The 16,861-nt window shown below is 67.1% G+C and carries 16 protein-coding genes; 6 read left to right on the top strand and 10 right to left on the bottom strand.

Translation table 11 applies throughout. The features are described 5' to 3' along the window. Positions 1-71 precede the first annotated feature (71 nt). The 4 genes from ACFSCU_RS11620 to smc all read right to left on the bottom strand — a co-directional run bounded on the left by ACFSCU_RS11620 (position 72) and on the right by smc (position 8,458). Entirely contained in the window at positions 72-1,007 is a 936-nt protein-coding gene (locus ACFSCU_RS11620; protein WP_377560748.1) for an ROK family protein, read from the bottom strand. Then, complete coding sequence (gene ligA, locus ACFSCU_RS11615; protein WP_377560747.1) at positions 1,004-3,325, bottom strand: NAD-dependent DNA ligase LigA; 2,322 nt, start codon at positions 3,323-3,325, stop codon at positions 1,004-1,006. Before ligA ends, ACFSCU_RS11620 begins: the two co-directional genes overlap by 4 nt. 274 nt (positions 3,326-3,599) lie before the next feature. Beyond that, positions 3,600-4,682, bottom strand: coding sequence for a cell division protein ZipA C-terminal FtsZ-binding domain-containing protein (locus ACFSCU_RS11610; RefSeq protein WP_180551316.1), 1,083 nt, complete (start codon positions 4,680-4,682; stop codon positions 3,600-3,602). Positions 4,683-4,939: 257 nt separating this feature from the next. Continuing rightward, entirely contained in the window at positions 4,940-8,458 is a 3,519-nt protein-coding gene (smc, locus tag ACFSCU_RS11605) for a chromosome segregation protein SMC (protein ID WP_377560746.1), read from the bottom strand. A 386-nt stretch (positions 8,459-8,844) separates the two neighbouring features. Between smc and ACFSCU_RS11600 the strand changes: the two genes are divergently transcribed. Both ACFSCU_RS11600 and ACFSCU_RS11595 read left to right on the top strand, forming a co-directional pair. Then, entirely contained in the window at positions 8,845-9,099 is a 255-nt protein-coding gene (locus ACFSCU_RS11600; protein ID WP_180551315.1) for an AbrB/MazE/SpoVT family DNA-binding domain-containing protein, read from the top strand. Further along, entirely contained in the window at positions 9,093-9,413 is a 321-nt protein-coding gene (locus tag ACFSCU_RS11595; protein WP_377560745.1) for a type II toxin-antitoxin system PemK/MazF family toxin, read from the top strand. The genes ACFSCU_RS11600 and ACFSCU_RS11595 overlap by 7 nt, the downstream gene beginning before the upstream one ends. A 130-nt stretch (positions 9,414-9,543) precedes the next feature. Here the strand turns inward: ACFSCU_RS11595 and ACFSCU_RS11590 are convergent, their stop codons facing one another. The 3 genes from ACFSCU_RS11590 to ACFSCU_RS11580 form a co-directional block, all read right to left on the bottom strand. Next, a complete protein-coding gene (locus ACFSCU_RS11590) occupies positions 9,544-9,813 on the bottom strand; it encodes a hypothetical protein (RefSeq protein WP_377560744.1) in 270 nt (89 codons plus the stop codon). Positions 9,814-9,989: 176 nt separating this feature from the next. Continuing rightward, entirely contained in the window at positions 9,990-10,130 is a 141-nt protein-coding gene (locus ACFSCU_RS11585) for a hypothetical protein (protein ID WP_377560742.1), read from the bottom strand. A gap of 127 nt (positions 10,131-10,257) precedes the next feature. Continuing rightward, positions 10,258-10,716, bottom strand: coding sequence for a pilin (locus ACFSCU_RS11580; protein ID WP_180551314.1), 459 nt, complete (start codon positions 10,714-10,716; stop codon positions 10,258-10,260). A 249-nt stretch (positions 10,717-10,965) separates the two neighbouring features. Between ACFSCU_RS11580 and ACFSCU_RS11575 the strand changes: the two genes are divergently transcribed. Next, the gene (locus tag ACFSCU_RS11575; RefSeq protein WP_377560740.1) at positions 10,966-11,559 is read left to right on the top strand and encodes a hypothetical protein; all 594 of its coding nucleotides are present in this window, start codon (positions 10,966-10,968) and stop codon (positions 11,557-11,559) included. Here the strand turns inward: ACFSCU_RS11575 and ACFSCU_RS11570 are convergent. From ACFSCU_RS11570 to ACFSCU_RS11560, 3 genes are all read right to left on the bottom strand, one after another. Beyond that, complete coding sequence (locus ACFSCU_RS11570) at positions 11,556-11,891, bottom strand: type II toxin-antitoxin system HicB family antitoxin (RefSeq protein WP_180551312.1); 336 nt, start codon at positions 11,889-11,891, stop codon at positions 11,556-11,558. The two genes, ACFSCU_RS11575 and ACFSCU_RS11570, sit on opposite strands and share 4 nt — an antisense overlap. Next, positions 11,888-12,142, bottom strand: coding sequence for a type II toxin-antitoxin system HicA family toxin (locus ACFSCU_RS11565; RefSeq protein WP_180551311.1), 255 nt, complete (start codon positions 12,140-12,142; stop codon positions 11,888-11,890). Before ACFSCU_RS11565 ends, ACFSCU_RS11570 begins: the two co-directional genes overlap by 4 nt. A gap of 225 nt (positions 12,143-12,367) precedes the next feature. Continuing rightward, a complete protein-coding gene (locus tag ACFSCU_RS11560; RefSeq protein WP_377560739.1) occupies positions 12,368-13,270 on the bottom strand; it encodes a ferritin-like domain-containing protein in 903 nt (300 codons plus the stop codon). Between the two features lie 139 nt (positions 13,271-13,409). On the opposite strand from ACFSCU_RS11560, the gene dapC reads away from it, so the two are divergent. The 3 genes from dapC (at position 13,410) to ACFSCU_RS11545 (ending at position 16,857) form a co-directional block, all read left to right on the top strand. Continuing rightward, positions 13,410-14,618 (top strand): succinyldiaminopimelate transaminase, encoded by a 1,209-nt coding sequence (gene dapC / locus ACFSCU_RS11555; RefSeq protein ID WP_377560738.1) that lies wholly within the window; start codon positions 13,410-13,412, stop codon positions 14,616-14,618. A gap of 3 nt (positions 14,619-14,621) precedes the next feature. Beyond that, positions 14,622-15,455: a 2,3,4,5-tetrahydropyridine-2,6-dicarboxylate N-succinyltransferase gene (gene dapD / locus ACFSCU_RS11550; RefSeq protein ID WP_333705972.1), complete on the top strand. Its 834-nt coding sequence runs from the start codon at positions 14,622-14,624 to the stop codon at positions 15,453-15,455. Between the two features lie 82 nt (positions 15,456-15,537). Then, positions 15,538-16,857, top strand: a complete 1,320-nt coding sequence (locus tag ACFSCU_RS11545; RefSeq protein WP_257645866.1) for a PilT/PilU family type 4a pilus ATPase — start codon at positions 15,538-15,540, stop codon at positions 16,855-16,857. The last annotated feature ends 4 nt before the right edge of the window (positions 16,858-16,861 follow it).

Raw genomic sequence — 16,861 nt, 5'->3', positions numbered from 1 at the left:
CGCGACATCGCAAGCGGCCCCAACTTCAAGGTACAAACGGCTTCAAGCCATTGCCCAACAAGCGCAAGCAGCTATCCATTTGATACTTCCGGTCGAGCAGCCAGCCACGCCGCACCGCGCACGCCCGACGAATCACCGTGCCGCGCCGGCGCCAGCACCGTGCGCACGCTGTCGCTGAACACCTGCGGCGCCCACAGGCGCGGCACCGCGTCGTACAGCGCCGCCACGTTGCTCATGCCGCCGCCCAGCACGATCACGTCGGGGTCGAGCAGGTTGATCACCTGCGCCAACGCGCGCGCCAGGCGGGCCGCGTAACGCTCGACGCTGGCCTGCGCCGCCGCATCGCCCGCGCGCATGGCGGCCACCACCTGCGCCGCGTCCAGGCGCTGCCCCGTCATCGCCGCATGGTCGGCCGCCAGCGCGGGGCCGGACAGCCAGGTCTCCACGCAATCCGCCCGCCCGCACCAGCAGACGCGCGGTGCGCGCTGCTCGCCCGGCTCGGGCGGCAGCGGGTTGTGCCCCCACTCGCCCGCGATGCCGTTGCGCCCGTGCAGCACCTGCCCCCGCACGGCGATGCCCGCGCCCACGCCGGTGCCCAGGATGGCGGCAAACACCACTTCGGCGCCCGCGCCAGCGCCGTCGGTGGCCTCGCTCAGCGCCAGGCAGTTGGCATCGTTTTCCAGCCCCAGCGGGCGCTGCAGCAGCGCCTGCAGGTCTTCGCGCAGCGGCTGGCCGTTGAGCGCCGTGGAATTGGCGTTGCGCACCCGGCCCGTCAGCGGCGACAGGCTGCCCGGAATGCCGATGCCCAGCGGCAGCCCCGTCGCGCCCAGGCGCTGCTCGGCCTGCGCCACCAGCCCCGCGATGGCGCGCAGCGTGCCTGCGTAATCGCCCTGCGGCGTGGCCACCCGTTCGCGCAGCAGAAAGGCGCCGTGCCCGTCCAGCGCGGCGATCTCGATTTTGGTGCCGCCGAGGTCGATGCCCAGGCGGATGCCCGGCGCGCCACTCATGCAGCGTCGCCCAGCAGCGCACGCATCTCGATCTCGTCGATCACCGCCACGCCCAGTTCGCGCGCCTTGTCCAGCTTGCTGCCGGCCTCCTCGCCCGCGACGACGTAGTGCGTCTTCTTGCTGACGCTGCCCGACACCTTGGCGCCGGCAGCCTCCAGCATTTCCTTCGCCTCATCGCGGCTCAGCGTGGGCAGGGTGCCGGTCAGCACGAAGGTCTTGCCGGCCAGCGGCAGCAGCGCGGCGGGCGCCGGTTCGCCTTCGGGCCAGGTGATGCCGACCGCGCGCAGCTGTTCGACCACCTCGCGGTTGTGCGGCTGCTGGAAGAAGGTGTGGATGCTCTCGGCCACCACGGGGCCGACGTCGGGCGTCTGCAGCAACTGGTCCGTGCTGGCGGCCATGATGGCGTCGAGCGTGCCGAAGTGGCGCGCCAAGTCCTTGGCCGTGGTCTCGCCGACGTGGCGGATGCCGAGCGCGAACAAAAAGCGCGCCAGCGTGGTCTGCTTCGATTTTTCCAGCGCATCCAGCAGGTTCTGCGCCGACTTGGCGGCCATGCGCTCCAGCGCGGTCAGGGCGACGAAGCCCATGCGGTACAGGTCGGGCAGCGCCTTGACGACATTGCCGTCGACCAGTTGCTCGACCAGCTTCTCGCCCAGGCCCTCGATGTCCATGGCGCGGCGGCTGGCGAAATGCAGCAGCGCCTGCTTGCGCTGCGCGGCGCAGAACAGGCCGCCGGTGCAGCGGTGGTCGGCCTCGCCTTCTTCGCGAACCACGGCGCTGTCGCACACGGGGCAATGCGTGGGCATGCTGAACTCGGGCGCGCCGTCCACGCGCTTGTCGGCCAGCACCGAGACGACTTCCGGGATCACGTCGCCCGCGCGGCGCACCACCACGGTGTCGCCCACGCGCACGTCCTTGCGGCGCGCCTCCAGTTCGTTGTGCAGCGTGGCGTTGGTCACCGTCACGCCGCCGACGAACACGGGGGCCAGCTTGGCGACGGGCGTCAATTTGCCGGTGCGGCCCACCTGCACGTCGATGGCCTGCACCGTGGTCAGCTGCTCCTGCGCTGGGTACTTGTGCGCCACGGCCCAGCGCGGCTCGCGCGTGACGAAGCCCAGCTCGCGCTGCAGTTCCAGGCTGTCCACCTTGTACACCACGCCGTCGATGTCGAACGGCAGGCTGTCGCGCTGGGCGGCCACGGCGGCGTGGAATGCTATCAACTCAGAAGCGCCCTGCGCTGGCTGCACAAGGTCGGAAACGGGAAAACCCCAGGCCTTGAGCGCTTGCAGCACCTGCCAGTGCGCCGCGAAATCCGGGCCACCCGCGTCGGGCGACGTGACCTCGCCCAGACCATAGGCATAGAAGCTCAGCGGGCGCTGGCGCGCGATGCCCGAATCGAGCTGGCGCACCGCGCCGGCCGCGGCGTTGCGCGGGTTGACGAAGGTCTTCGCGGCCTTGTCGCCGGCAGCCATGCGTTCGCGCATGCGCTCGTTCAGCGCCTCGAAGTCGTCACGGCGCATGTAGACCTCGCCGCGGACTTCGAGCACCGGGGGGATGGGCCAGCCGCCACCCTCACCCCGGCCCTCTCCCGCCAGCGGGAGAGGGCGTGAAGACACGGCCGTCTCAGCGTCCGTGGTCTTGCCCCCTCGCCCCTCTGGGGAGAGGGCTGGGGTGAGGGGCTGGTTCGCCAAGGGCGCGGTGCTGCCCCCACCCCCGCCCTCCGCCAGCGGGGGATGAAGCGAAGCCAGCCGCAGCGGAATCTGCCGGATGGTGCGGATGTTCTGCGTCACGTCCTCACCCGTCTCGCCGTCGCCGCGCGTGGCGGCCTGCACCAGCACGCCGTGCTCGTAGCGCAGGCTGATGGCCAGGCCGTCGAACTTGGGTTCGGCCACGTAGTCGATGGGCGCGCCGGCCAGCGCGGCCTGCGCGGCGGCGCACAGCGGCTCGGCGCGGTAGCGGGGGTCGGTGGGCTTCAGTTCGGTGCGGCGCTGCTCGCTGGCCAGGTGGTTGCGCACCTGTTCGTCGAACTTCTCGGCACCGGCGGGCGTGGTGTCGGTCTCGGTGCGGATGCTGAGCATGGGCAGCGCGTGGCGCACCGGGGTGAAGCCCGCCAGCACCGCGCCGCCCACGCGCTGGGTGGGCGAATCGGGCGTGCGCAACTCGGGGTGCGCGGCTTCCAGCGCCTGCAGTTCCTGGAACAGGCGGTCGTACTCGGCGTCGGGCAGCTCGGGGGCATCCAGCGTGTAGTACTGGTGCGCGGCGCGCTGGATCAGGCCCCGCAACTCGGCGGCGCGGGCTTCGATGGATGCTTCAGTATTCATAGCTGCATGCGCTTGTCGGGTGGGCGCGGAAGGGCTATTTGACCATGGAAATCACAGCGGGCCTGCTGTCGGGATGAGCGCCGCTGGCCCCCACCCCGGCCCTCCCCCAGCGGGGGAGGGAGTCAACACCGGACTGCGCAGCCAGCCCAGCCAATCGCCGCGGAGCAGGTCACGCGAGGAACGCCGTGGAAGGGCTTGGCCCGCCCGCTGGCGTTGCCCCCCTTCCCGCGCAGCGAGAGAAGGGGGCAAGGCGCGCGAGCGCCTCAGGGGGCTGTCAACTGAACAGCCGGCGCGCCTGAGCCGAGCCGGCGGCCAGGTCGTGCTCGTCCAGCGTGTCGTACAGGCGTTCCAGGTCGGCGCCGATGGTGTCGATCATCTCGGGGCGCAGGGGCTGGCCGGCGTCGTCGGTGATGACGCCGCCCATGCCCTCGGCCAGCGCGAAGGCGGCGTCGCGCAGGCGCGCGAAGGGCTGCTCGTTGCGGTGCACCTGCGGCACGTCGAGGTTGAGCGTGACCTCCTGGATGGCCGAATGCGCCGGGTCTTCCGACAGCGCGGCCTGCGGGTCGAAGCTGAGATCGAGCACCGGCGGCAGGCCGGGCTCGCTGGACGGCAGCACCATGCGGCCCGGGATGACGCCGGCCACGAAGCCCAGCCGCGCAGCCTGCTGGTGCACGAAGCCGGGGCTCCACGCCGAGCCGCGCGCGCGCAGGGTGAAGCCGAGCTGCGCATCGTGCTGGCCGGCGAACTGGTCCAGCTCGCGCGCGCGGGCCACCTCGTGCAGCATGTCGGGGAAGTCCGGCGCGCCACCCACGGCATCGGCATAGCGCTGCGCCTTCATGACGAATTCGGAGTATTCGATCTCGTTCAGCGCGCCGGTGCGGTTGGCCAGCTGCACGCCGGCCTGCAGCGCGGTGTAGCGCTGGCCGGCGATGGGGTGTTCCCATTCGCCGCTGTCCTCGTTCTGCGCCTCGACGGCGAAGGGCTTGCTGCCGACGCGGCGGGTGGCCGGCAGCGCGGCCAGCAGCGCATCGCCCGAGACCACGCGGCCATCCAGCGCGATGGGGGCGATGACGTCGATCAGTGCATCGAGCCGCGGGCGCTTGTCGGGCACGGGCAGCGGGCCCAGCGGCTGCAGGGCCGACGGGGTGTCGAACGCAGGCTCGACGCGCTCGGGCGCCGGCGCGCCGCTGCTGCCGTCGATGGTGGGCTCGACCCGCTCGGCCACCAGCGGCGCGGGCTGCGACTCGGGCTGCGCCTGCCGCGGCTCGTTGCGCCGCGCGTTCCAGGTGTTGTAGGCGATCACGCCGCCCAGAATCAGCCCGCCGGCCACGGCCAGGCCCACTTGCAAGGAACTCATGTTGGACGCTCTCCCAAGATGCGCCGTGCCAAGGGGAAGAACGTGGTGCTGGCCACGCCTGCGGTTGGCATAGATATGGTTTTGATAGTGGCTTGCGCTAGTCCCGCCTTGTTTTCAAATGAAAAACGTCTGAAAACCTTGTGCGGAAAGCGCAGGCAGCTATGGTTATTGGAGTGCCGACGCCTCGCCCCGTCACCGCATGGCGCGGTGCCCGTGCGATGGCGCTGGAGCGGGGTGGTCACGCAGCCATCATCCCATCAGACGGTTTCAGCCATGCCGACGGCGCTTTCCATGTCCACCGCCACGATGCGCGACACGCCCTGCTCCTGCATCGTCACGCCGATCAGCTGCTCGGCCATTTCCATGGCGATCTTGTTGTGGCTGATGAACAGGAACTGCGTGCCCTGGCCGCTCATCTTGGTGACGAGCTTGGCATAGCGCTCGGTGTTGGCGTCATCCAGCGGCGCGTCCACCTCGTCCAGCAGACAGAACGGCGCCGGGTTGAGCTGGAAGATGGCGAACACCAGCGCGATGGCTGTCAGCGCCTTCTCGCCGCCCGAGAGCAGGTGGATGGTCTGGTTCTTCTTGCCCGGCGGCTGCGCCAGCACCTGCACGCCGGAGTCGAGGATTTCCTCGCCCGTCATCACCAGCTTGGCGTGGCCGCCGCCGAACAGCTCGGGGAACATGCGGCCGAAATGCTCGTTGACGGTGTTGAAGGTGCTGCCCAGCAACTCGCGCGTTTCGCCATCAATCTTCTTGATCGCGTCTTCCAGCGTGGTCATCGCCTCGGTCAGGTCGGCGTTCTGCGCATCTAAAAATTGCTTGCGCTCGCGCGCCGTGGTCAGCTCGTCCAGCGCGGCCAGGTTGACGGCGCCCAGCGCCTGCACGTCGCGGTGCAGGCGGTCGATCTCGCCCTGCAGGCCTTGCAGGCGCACGTTGCCTTCGGTGATGGACTGCTCGACGGCCGCCAGGTCGGCTTCGGCGTCGGTCAGCAGCTGCGTGTATTGCTCGGTGCCCAGGCGGGCGGCTTGCTCTTTCAGTTGCAGCTCGGTGATGCGGGCGCGCAGCGGGTCCAGCTCGCGCTCCAGCGTCAGGCGGCGCTCGTCGGATGCGCGCAGCTTGGCGGTGAGGTCGTCGTAGGTGCTGCGCTGTGCGCCCAGGGCCTGCTCGCGCTCCAGCTTCAGCGCCAGCGCGCTTTGCAGGCCGGCTTGCGCGGCGGCGTCGGTCAGGCGCGTCAGCTCTTCCTGCGCGCGCTGCTGCTCGGCCTCGATGCCGGCGGTCTGCTGGCCGGCGGTGTCGATGGTGCGGGCCAGTTCGGCGCGGCGCGCTTCCAGGCTGCGCTGGGCAAAGGTGGCCTCTTGCGCCTGGCGTTCCAGCGTGCGCTGCTGCTCGCGCGCCTCGGCCAGCTTGCGCTCGGCCTCGATCACGCGCTCGTCCAGCTGCGCGTGGCGCTCCTGCGTGTCGGCGAGCTGCATGTCCAGCTCTTCGAAGCGCGCCTCGGCGGTCACGCGGCGCTCCTGCAGGTCGCCCAGCGAAGCATCCACCTCGGCCAGGTCGCCGGCGATCTGCTCGCTGCGCGCGCGGGTCTGCTCGGCCAGCTGGGTCAGGCGCAGGGTTTCGACCTGCAGCTCGTGGGCGCGCTGCTGCGCCTCGGCGGCCTCGCGGCGCGTGGTGACGAGGCGCTGGCTGGCGTCGCTGTAGGTGGCCTCGGCCTTGACCAAGGCGTTGCGCGCTTCGTCGCTGATGAGCGATTGCGCGCGCAGCTGCTTCTCGATGTTCTCGATCTCCTGCGCGCGCGCCAGCAGGCCGGCCTGCTCGGAATCGGGCGCGTAGAAGCTGACGCTGTGCGCGGTGACGCAGTGGCCATCCTTCACATAGATGGCGTCGCCGCTTTGCAACTGGGTGCGGGCGGCCAGAGCGTCTTCGAGGCTGGTGGCCGTGTAGCAGCCGGCCAGCCAGTCGGACAGCAGCGCCTTCTGGCCCGAGTCGTGCAGGCGCAGCAGATCGGCCAGGCGCGGCAGGCTGCCGGCGCGCTCGGGCAGCGCGGCGCTGGGCGGGTTGTAGAAGGCCAGTTTGGCCGGCGGTGCATCGGCGGCGAAGGCACGCACCATGTCGAGGCGGCTGACTTCGAGCGCGCTCATGCGCTCGCGCAGCGCGGCTTCCAGCGCGTTCTCCCAGCCGGGTTCGACGTGGATGCGGCTCCACAGGCCCTGCAGGCCGTCCAGCCCGTGCTTCTGCAGCCAGGGCTTGAGCTTGCCGTCGGTCTTCACCTTTTCCTGCAGCGCCTTCAACGCCTCCAGCCGGGCCGACAGATCGGCCAGCTTGGCGCTTTCGCTGTTCACGGCCTGCTGCGCGGCGCGGCGAGCTTCATCGAGCTGCGGCACGCTGTCCTGCAGCTCGCCCAGGCGGGCGTCGGTGACTTCGGCCGTTTCCTGCGCGCTACTCAGTTGCTGCTGCAGGTTCAGCAGGCGCTGCTCGTCGGGCGCGGCCAGTGCGTTCTTGTCGGCGCTGAGCTTTTCGCGCCGCGCGTTCAACTGGCGCGTCTGCTCCTCGATGCCGCGCTGCTCGGCGGCCAGCACCTGAATCTGCTGCTGCACCTGGCCGACGGCGGTGCGCTGCTCGGCCGACTTGGCCTGCGCGCCGCGCAGCGCCTCTTCCAAATCGGGCAAGGCGCCCTGCTGCTCTTCGAGCTGCGCGGCCAGAGTGATGGATTTTTCTTCGGCCTCGGCGCCCTGCGCGGCCAGGTTCTCGATCTCGGCTTCGGCCTCGTCCTTGCGTGCGGCCCACTGGGCGACTTGTTCCTTCAACTGCACCAGCCGCGCCTCGGCACGCTGGCGGCCTTCGACGACGAAGCGGATCTCCGCCTCCAGCCGGCCGACTTCGGCGCTGGCCTCGTACAGCAGGCCCTGCGCCTGGTTCACCTGGTCGCCAGCGGCGTAGTGGGCCTGGCGGATGGTTTCCAGATCGGACTCGACATGGCGCAAGTCGGCCACGCGCGATTCGAGGTCGTTGACGGCCTTCTCGGCGTCGGCCTTGAGCTTGACCTGGCCTTCCTCGGCCTCGGCACGCTTCAAGAACCAGAGCTGGTTCTGCTTCAGCGAGGCCGCCGATTGCAGGCTGCGGTACTGCTGTGCCACCTCGGCCTGCTTTTCCAGCTTCTCCAGGTTGGCGTTCAGTTCGCGCAGGATGTCTTCGACGCGCGTCAGGTTCTCGCGCGTGTCGGCCAGGCGGTTCTCGGTCTCGCGGCGGCGCTCCTTGTATTTGCTGACGCCGGCGGCTTCTTCGAGGAACAGGCGCAGCTCTTCAGGGCGCGATTCGATGATGCGGCTGATGGTGCCCTGGCCGATGATGGCGTAGGCGCGCGGGCCCAGGCCGGTGCCGAGGAACACGTCCTGCACGTCGCGCCGGCGCACCGGCTGGTTGTTGATGTAGTAGCTGGAGTTGCCGTCGCGCGTCAGCACGCGCTTGACGGAAATCTCGGTGAACTGGCTCCACTGGCCACCGGCGCGGTGGTCGGCGTTGTCGAACACCAGTTCGACCGACGAGCGCGAGGCCGGCTTGCGCGTGGTGGTGCCGTTGAAGATGACGTCCTGCATCGACTCGCCGCGCAGTTCCGACGCCTTGGATTCGCCCAGCACCCAGCGCACCGCGTCCATGATGTTCGACTTGCCGCAGCCGTTGGGGCCCACCACGCCCACCAGCTGGCCGGGCAGCATGAAGTTGGTGGGTTCGGCGAAGGACTTGAAGCCCGAGAGCTTGATGGAGTTGAGACGCACTGGCGCAGCGGGCCGCGGGGCCGGAAAGAGGGGCGAAAGCGAAGCGGCGATGATACCGTGCGCCCACCCGCGCAGGCGCTGCGGCACCGGGGGACCATGCGGCGCCTCAGTCCACCGATCGCTTCAAAAAGAATAGCTTTTCGCGCTTGCCCTGACTGCCTTGGAGCCGAATTTCACTCAGATGCTGCAAATCGTTATCTGACCCTGGATGTCACCCTGGGGTAGCAGGCGTCGGATCGTGTAGAGGCCATGCCCTGTTTGCATCGCAGGGCAACTCGTATCCACCCCCGATTTCCTGCCAATGGCGCCCCGTTTTCTACCGAAGCGGAATCACAAGTCGACCCGCCCCGAAGTGGTAACATTGTTGAAACCTCAGGAGTTCCATCATGCACATCGTGATCCGCACCATCGGCAACAGCAAAGGCGTGGTTTTGCCCAAGGCCTTGCTGGCCCAGGCGGGGTTGGACAGTGCAAGCACGGCCATGGTCTCGGTCGAGCAAGGCGCCATCGTGCTGCGCCGGCCCGCCAAACTGGCGCGTGCCGGCTGGGCAGAGGCTGCGCAGGCCATCGCCGCAGCGGGTGACGATGCCCTGCTGATGGGCGAGTTCGGCAACGCGGCCGACCAGGACCTGTCATGGTGAAACGCGGAGACATCTGGCTGGTCAACCTCGACCCCACGGTCGGCAGCGAGATTCAAAAGACGCGGCCTTGCGTGGTCATCTCGCCGGCCGAACTGCACGACCATCTGCGCACCGTCATCGTCGCGCCCATGACCTCCCAAGGCTTCGCTGCCCCATTTCGTGTGCCCGTCACCCACGCAGGCACCCAAGGGCTGATCGTGCTCGATCAAATGCGAACCGTGGACAAGATTCGCCTGGCCAAAAAGCTGGGAGCGGTCTCAGCCAAAACCTTGAGTGCCACCCTGGCCGCCTTGCAGGAAATTTTTGAAGAGTGAATAAAAACACTTGGATGCTTGACCTCGATGAGCATCCAATTGATCAAACAAGAAAATGGATTGAAGCTCTCGGCCAATTCACCTTTTCGAGCTTGAAGAAAATTGGTATCTGACCCTATTTTTTCCAACCCTAATTTCCCCCGCCGGTAAATCCTAAACCCTTGAGGAGCCAAATTGTAGTGGACTTTTCGAGCGACTGGGCTCTGCCCTTGAATCCCCGCAAGTCGCCAAACGGCTCAAACCCTGCAGCCGCCTTTAAATCTTTGTTCAAAGCCTTTGCATATTCAATAACATCAATAATGGCTTGACGCATATCAGGGTCGGAAACCTGCTTCCCATGAATGACTCGATCTCTGACTCTCTCCGCTTTTTTAATTTTTTCTGAGGTGCTGTCATTCAAGGCATGCCCAAAGACGTTTTTATAAAGAAGCCGAAAACCATCTCTGGTTAAATGCTGCTTGTTGATGGCATTGTCTGCAACCTCGCCGTCAGCACCATGCAGCTTAACGACACCGCAATAGAGCGCTCGATTCTGAGCTTGCTCCGTTTTCAGGAATGCATACGCAAGACATACTGTTATGGGAAGTCCTTGACCAATAATGGCAGTTGCTCAAAGTACCACTTGATCTGATCGCCGCTTTCATTGAAGTGGTTGATCACGCCCTTGTAGCTTGCTGCGGTTGCAGAGGTTTTTTTCATGTTACTCAATTTTTCCATGATAAACATCTTTCCGATTGGTGGAAATAAAAAGGCGGATTGCGCCTCTCGGCCAATCCGCCTCTTCGATCATTGAGGGAAAATCGTGATCTGACCCTGTTTTCCCTTATTTCCATCGGTTTTGAAATTAGGGCGTGGCCGGCTGGCAATCCTTCGGCGACAGTTTGGCCGCCGCAGTAGTAGTGCATGTCCATGTACCGGAAACCCCGGTGGTAGCGTTGTCTGCGGTACGCGCCCAAGTCACTTTTTTGCCGGCAATCAATGAAGCGCCTTTCAGTGTGCACTCCAGAGTGCTCTCACCATTCGTTGCGACGGCTGCAGTAATAGTGCAGCGATTGGTCGTAGCCTGGAGACCAACGTCAGCAGGAAGAGCAATCGCTGCAGCAAGACCATCAGTGATTTTGCTTTCCACATTGACCTTACCGGGCGTGATTTCCGCCAAACCTGCCGCGATTTGGGATTTGGCGGTGTAATCCTGATACGCCGGCAGCGCCACGGCCGCCAGAATACCGATGATCGCCACGACGATCATCAGTTCGATCAGGGTGAAGCCGGCCTGGGCGCGGCGCAGTGCGGTGGATTTCATTTGAAAGGCTCCTGTGAACTTGAATGAAACTGGCGGTTACCAGTCGGCTTCAGTTCTGCAGTCGGCATGCCAGGAGCCGCGGGGCCGGTTTTCGTGCGGTATTTGGCAGAGGCGTCGCCGATTGATTCAGGCACGACCGTTCCAGCCCCGGCGTGACACGGCAAATTGCGTGTCACGGCATGGCGGGCGCCATGTCACCGGTTGTTTCTCACACGCCTAGAATCGGGCCGAAGCACAAAGGAAATCGGCATGGACATGATCAGCTTGGACGCGGCGGTGGCCATCACGGGCATCAGCCGCAGCACGCTGTGGCGGCGGGTGACGGACGGGCGCATCGGCAAGGGCGGCAAGGACGCGCGCGGCCGCGCGCTGCTGGTGCTGGCCGACGTGCTGCCGCTGGCCGAGGTGCCGCTGAGCGCAGGCGACCTGCCGGTGCTGCTGCAGGCCGACGCCGGCGTGGCCGATGCGCAGGCGGACATGGGGGCGCTGTTTTATGTGGCAGGTGCCGAGAAGGCCGCGCTGTACTGGCTGAACGAGGCCGCAGCGCAAGGCCACGCCGACGCCATGCAGTGGCTGGGCATTGCCCACTATGCGGCTTCGGGGGGGGGGGGGGAGTCTACACACGCAGGAGCAGAAAGACAACCTCGCCCTCATGTGGATCGCCCGGGCAGCGGCGCTGGGGCACCCGGTGGCGCGGCAGCAGATGGCCAGGCTGCGGCCCGGGCGGCCGGGCGTTTGAGCAGCTGTGTGGGAGCGGCCTTGGCCGCGATGGGGGTGGCCGGTGCGCGATGCGCTTCATCGCGGCCAAGGCCGCTCCTACAGAATGAGGGGCGGCGGGGTTAAGCGCGCGCGGCCTCGCCGAGCACACGGGCCGCCCACTGGTTGAGGCTGACGCCCGCCGCCTGCGCCGCCATCAGGGCGGCGCTGTGCACCTCGGGCGCAACCCGCAGCATCATCTTTCCGCTGGCAGGCTGCTGGGGCGCTTTGCCAATTCTGGCGCAGGTCTCCAGATAGTCGTCCACGGCTTCCTCGAATGCGGCGCGCAGCTCGGCCACCGATTCCGCATGAAACGAAACGACGTCGGTGATGCCGACCAGCCGCCCAACGAGGATGTTGTCGCGGTCATCGAATTCGATGCGGGCCGTCTGGCCCTTGTGAGTCATGGTGCTGCTCATGGTTGGACTCCTATCAACGCCAGAAACGCCCTGGCTTCTTCTACCTGGTACGGCTTGGCCTCTTTGGCCGGGTGGGGGCGGTGAAAGGCGCTGACATGCTGGCCGTGCACAAACCGCACGCGCGACCCCCGGCCCTCCACCACCACGCACCCCACAGCCAGCAGCAGTGCCTCGATGCGCGCCCATTCAAGCGCCGATGGTGTCGGCTTGCTGAACACGGCCTCCAAGGTCTTTTTATGCTTGCTGTTCATGATTGCAATTCTAGGCAACTCATCTGCATGTTGCAATCATTATTTGATAGCATCTCGAATGCCCACCCTGAATCTCCCCGACTTTGAGCCCTGCTCAGGCCAGTGACGCATCCTGCGCGGCCTGCTCAAAGTCAATTTTGTCAATACTCCTTGGGAGTACATATGCCCAGCGCTTGACTGGCAAGCGCTGGCGGGCAGCATGCTGGGGAGTATCTGCGCTGACCGCTACGTCGCGATCACGCGCCGGGCCAGGCGCTCCAGCGGCGACTGCAGCCATTGCTCCAGACGGCGCGGCAGCTGCAGGGGCTTGAGCAGCATGCGCACCGCCTGATCGGCCGGCAGACGGCTGCTGACCAGCCGGTACACGCGCTGGCTGATGTCCTCGAAGCTTTGCGCGCCCTGCGGGAACATGCCGCCCTTGTGCGCCCACACGTGGCGCAGCGCGACGTCGGAGTCGCTCTCGCGCAGCTCCAGCAGGCGCTTGTACAGCACGCGGGCCACGCGCGCGCGGCCGGCCGGGCGCTGGGCGTTCAGCAGCTTGAAATAGGCCAGGAAGTGCTTGTAGTGGTTCACCTCGTCGGCGCGGATGTGGCCGAGCAGCTCGGTCAGCAGCGGCTCGGTGCTTAAAGACCGCAGCGTCTGGTAATAGGTGGTGGTGCCCATCTCGACCACGCAGCGCGCGGCCAGCTCCAGCGCGCGGTTGGGCTCCAGCTCGTCCATGCTGCACAGGGGGCCGTATTCGGCGATGAAACCCTCGAACGCCGTCTGCCAGGGAAAGTCGGGCCAGGCAGCCTTCACGTACAGCTCGAAGGCGCGGCCGTGCTGCAGTTCCTCGTGCTCCCACTGTGCCTGCAGCCAGGCGGCCACCTCGGGGTGGTCGGCGTAGTGCGCCGCCAGGTTGCTGGTGTACAGGTCGGAGCCGGATTCGATGAACGATGCGCTGACCAGCAGGTAGAACAGCTCTTCATGACCAGCGATGCGGCGCTGGTCGATGCGCGACCAGTCCACCTCGTCCACGCGCCAGCGCGGGGCGTGGCTGGTGGCGGGCGCGGTGTGGGGGGCGGCGTTGCGCTGCAACGGCGTGGCTTCGCCGGGCCACGAAGCGGGGTCGAGAGAAGGACTGTTCAAGGTATCGAAATTCGTCGCCAGAGATGAATTTCAGCATAGCGCACAGGCGGATACGCCTTGTTTCGACACGTGACACCGGGATGACAGGCCGCCGCCGCGCCGCGGTGGCGGGCACCCGCGACGCAGATAATCGGCGCCCATGAACCCCCTGCTCTCGCGCCTGCAGCCCTACCCCTTCGAGCGGCTGCGCCAGCTGTTCGCGGGCGTCACGCCCAACCCGGCCTACCGCCCCATCAGCCTGGGGATAGGCGAGCCGCGGCATGCGACCCCGCAGTTCATTCAGGACGCGCTGGCCGGCGACCTGGCCACCGGCCTGGCCGGCTACCCGCCCACCGCCGGCTCGCCCGCCTTGCGCGAAGCCTGCGCCGGCTGGCTGCAGCGGCGCTACGGCGTGCAGGTCGATCCCGCGACGCAGGTGCTGCCCGTGCTGGGCTCGCGCGAGGCACTGTTTGCCCTGGCGCAGACGGTGGTGGACCCGACGCAACCGGGCGCCACCGTGGTCTGCCCCAACCCGTTCTATCAAATCTACGAAGGCGCCACGCTGCTGGCCGGCGCGCAGCCGCATTACGTGGCCAGCGACCCGGCGCGCAACTTCGCGCCGCGCTGGGACCTGGTGCCGGATGCCGTATGGGCACGCACGCAACTGGTCTACGTCTGCTCGCCCGGCAACCCCACGGGCGCCGTGATGCCGCTGCAGGAGTGGAAGCTGCTGTTCGAGCTGAGCGACCGGCACAGCTTCGTCATCGCCTCGGACGAGTGCTACAGCGAGATCTACTTCCAGGGCGAGCCGCCGCTGGGCGGGCTGGAGGCGGCGGCGCAACTCGGCCGTTCGGACTTCAAGCGCCTGGTCATGCTCACCAGCCTGTCCAAGCGCAGCAACGTGCCGGGCATGCGCTCGGGCTTCGTGGCGGGCGACGCCGACATCCTGAAGGCCTTCCTGCTCTACCGCACCTACCACGGCAGCGCCATGAGCGGCGCGGTGCAGACGGCCAGCATCGCCGCCTGGGGCGACGAGGCGCACGTGCAGGACAACCGCCGCCAGTACCGCGAGAAGTTCGCCGCCGTCACGCCGCTGCTCGAACCCGTGATGGACGTGAAGCTGCCCGACGCCGCCTTCTACCTGTGGGCCGGGGTGCCCGATGCGTGGAAAAGTAGCGATACCGACTTCGCCCGCGCACTGCTCGCTCAATACAATGTGACGGTTCTGCCCGGCAGTTACCTGGCGCGCGATGCGGGCGGCGCCAACCCCGGCCAGGGCCGCGTGCGCATGGCCCTGGTGGCCGAGACGGCCGAATGTGTCGAGGCCGCCCAACGCATCGTGCAATTCATCCAATCCCATACCCCCTGACCCATGAGCCAGCAACTGCAGCAAATCATCGACAGCGCCTGGGAGCAGCGCGCCGAGTTCTCCCCCGCCGCCGCGCCCAAGGAGGTGGTCGAAGCCGTCGAGCACGTCATCCGCGACCTGAACGCCGGCCGCGTGCGCGTGGCCACGCGCCAGGGCGTGGGCCAGTGGACGGTGAACCAGTGGGTCAAGAAGGCGGTGCTGCTGTCCTTCCGCCTGAAGGACAACGACGTCATTCGCGCCGGCGACCTGGGCTTCTTCGACAAGGTGCCCACCAAGTTCAGCGACGCCGAGGGCTGCGGCCTGCGCGAATCCGGCGTGCGCGTGGTGCCGCCGGCCGTGGCGCGCCGCGGCAGCTACATCGGCAAGGGCGCGGTGCTGATGCCCAGCTACGTCAACATCGGCGCCTATGTCGACGAGGGCACCATGGTCGACACTTGGGCCACCGTGGGCAGCTGCGCCCAGGTGGGCAAGCACGTGCACCTGTCGGGCGGCGTGGGCTTAGGGGGAGTGCTGGAGCCGCTGCAGGCCAACCCGACCATCATCGAGGACAACTGCTTCATCGGCGCGCGCTCCGAAGTGGTCGAGGGCGTGATCGTCGAAGAGAACTCGGTGCTGGGCATGGGCGTGTACATCGGCCAGAGCACGCCGATCTTCAACCGCGAGACGGGCGAGATCAGTTACGGCCGCGTGCCCAGCGGCAGCGTGGTCATCAGCGGCGGCCTGCCCAAGACCGCCGCCAACGGCCAGCCCTACAGCCTGTACTGCGCCGTCATCGTCAAGACGGTGGATGCGCAGACGCGCTCCAAGACCAGCATCAACGATCTGCTGCGCCCCTGAGGCCTTCAGATCGAACCACCCGGATGACGGCGCCCACCAAGCGCCGACAGCTTCATTAATCATAGCAAACCATCTTACCGCCATGGCCACGTCTGTACCCGCACCGACCTCGATGATGGAACGCATCCTGCACCTGATGGCCGAGAAGAAGGCCTCGGACGTGTACCTGTCGGCGCACGCGCCGGCCACCATCAAGATCAACGGCCAGTGCGTGCCCATCAACGCGCAGGTGCTGCCGCCCGAGGCGGTGATGAACCTGCTGATCGACGTGGTGCCGCCCAACCGCATCGAGGAGCTGAAGGAAACCGGCGAGCTGAACATGGCCATCCCCATGTACGGCGTGGGCAACTTCCGCCTCTCGGCCATGCGCCAGCGCGGCACCTACGCGGCGGTCATCCGCTTCATCAGCCCCGACATCCCCGAGCTGGATTCGCTGCACCTGCCCAACATCCTGAAGCACCTGGTGATGGAAAAGCGCGGCCTGATCCTGATGGTGGGCGCCACCGGCGCCGGCAAGTCGACCACGTTGGCCTCGATGCTGGACCACCGCAACAAGAACGCGGCCGGCCACATCCTGACCATCGAGGACCCGATCGAATTCGTCTTCACCAACCGCAAGTCGCTGGTCAACCAGCGCGAGGTGGGCACCGACACCCAGGCCCTGCAGACCGGCCTGAAGAACGCGCTGCGCCAGGCGCCCGACGTGATCCTGATCGGCGAGATCCGCGACCGCGAGACCATGAGCGCCGCCATCGCCTACGCCCAGTCGGGGCACCTGTGCCTGGCCACGCTGCACGCCAACAACAGCTACCAGGCGCTGAACCGCGTGCTGTCGTTCTACCCCGTCGAGGTGCGCCCCACCCTGCTGGGCGACTTGGCGGCGGCGCTCAAGTCGGTGGTGTCGCAGCGCCTGATCCGCACCGTGGACGGCGGGCGCACGCCGGCCGTCGAGGTGATGCTGAACACCAAGCTGATCGCCGACCTGATCGAGAAGAGCGACTTCTCGGGCGTGAAGGAGGCCATGGACAACTCCATGGCCGAAGGCTCGCAGACCTTCGAGCAGGACCTGGCGCGCCTCATCATCGAGGGCAAGATCGACCGCAAGGAAGGCCTGGCCAACGCCGACTCGCCCACCAACCTGATGTGGCGCCTGCAGAACGACAGCGCCCGCTTCAACGCCAACAAGCCGCAGGAAGAGGAACGCCCGAGCGACGAGCCCTCGTTCACCGACATCACGCTGGACGTGCGCCCCAGCGGCTACGGCACCACCGGCTTCGGCAAGACGGGCTTCGGGCAGACCGGCTTCCGCAACTCGGGCTTCCGCCCCTCGGGGTTCCGCGATTCGGGCTTCCAGGACTCCAAGCTCGGCAGCTTTGCCGACTCGCGCATCGGCGACGCCTGAGGCC

The organism is Ottowia beijingensis, from assembly GCF_042680925.1.
Classification (GTDB): domain Bacteria; phylum Pseudomonadota; class Gammaproteobacteria; order Burkholderiales; family Burkholderiaceae_C; genus Ottowia; species Ottowia beijingensis.
The sequence above is the reverse complement of the archived record's forward strand: the minus strand, read 5'-3'. Positions and strand labels throughout refer to the sequence as shown.

What these genes read in the sequence shown, in the direction of transcription:
- ACFSCU_RS11620 (WP_377560748.1), bottom strand. Translation starts at nt 1,007, where the DNA reads ATGAGTGGCGCGCCGGGCATCCGCCTGGGCATCGACCTCGGCGGCACC.
- ligA (WP_377560747.1), bottom strand. Translation starts at nt 3,325, where the DNA reads ATGAATACTGAAGCATCCATCGAAGCCCGCGCCGCCGAGTTGCGGGGC.
- ACFSCU_RS11610 (WP_180551316.1), bottom strand. Translation starts at nt 4,682, where the DNA reads ATGAGTTCCTTGCAAGTGGGCCTGGCCGTGGCCGGCGGGCTGATTCTG.
- ACFSCU_RS11600 (WP_180551315.1), top strand. Translation starts at nt 8,845, where the DNA reads ATGCACATCGTGATCCGCACCATCGGCAACAGCAAAGGCGTGGTTTTG.
- ACFSCU_RS11595 (WP_377560745.1), top strand. Translation starts at nt 9,093, where the DNA reads ATGGTGAAACGCGGAGACATCTGGCTGGTCAACCTCGACCCCACGGTC.
- ACFSCU_RS11585 (WP_377560742.1), bottom strand. Translation starts at nt 10,130, where the DNA reads ATGGAAAAATTGAGTAACATGAAAAAAACCTCTGCAACCGCAGCAAGC.
- ACFSCU_RS11580 (WP_180551314.1), bottom strand. Translation starts at nt 10,716, where the DNA reads ATGAAATCCACCGCACTGCGCCGCGCCCAGGCCGGCTTCACCCTGATC.
- ACFSCU_RS11575 (WP_377560740.1), top strand. Translation starts at nt 10,966, where the DNA reads ATGGACATGATCAGCTTGGACGCGGCGGTGGCCATCACGGGCATCAGC.
- ACFSCU_RS11570 (WP_180551312.1), bottom strand. Translation starts at nt 11,891, where the DNA reads ATGAGCAGCACCATGACTCACAAGGGCCAGACGGCCCGCATCGAATTC.
- ACFSCU_RS11565 (WP_180551311.1), bottom strand. Translation starts at nt 12,142, where the DNA reads ATGAACAGCAAGCATAAAAAGACCTTGGAGGCCGTGTTCAGCAAGCCG.
- dapC (WP_377560738.1), top strand. Translation starts at nt 13,410, where the DNA reads ATGAACCCCCTGCTCTCGCGCCTGCAGCCCTACCCCTTCGAGCGGCTG.
- dapD (WP_333705972.1), top strand. Translation starts at nt 14,622, where the DNA reads ATGAGCCAGCAACTGCAGCAAATCATCGACAGCGCCTGGGAGCAGCGC.
- ACFSCU_RS11545 (WP_257645866.1), top strand. Translation starts at nt 15,538, where the DNA reads ATGGCCACGTCTGTACCCGCACCGACCTCGATGATGGAACGCATCCTG.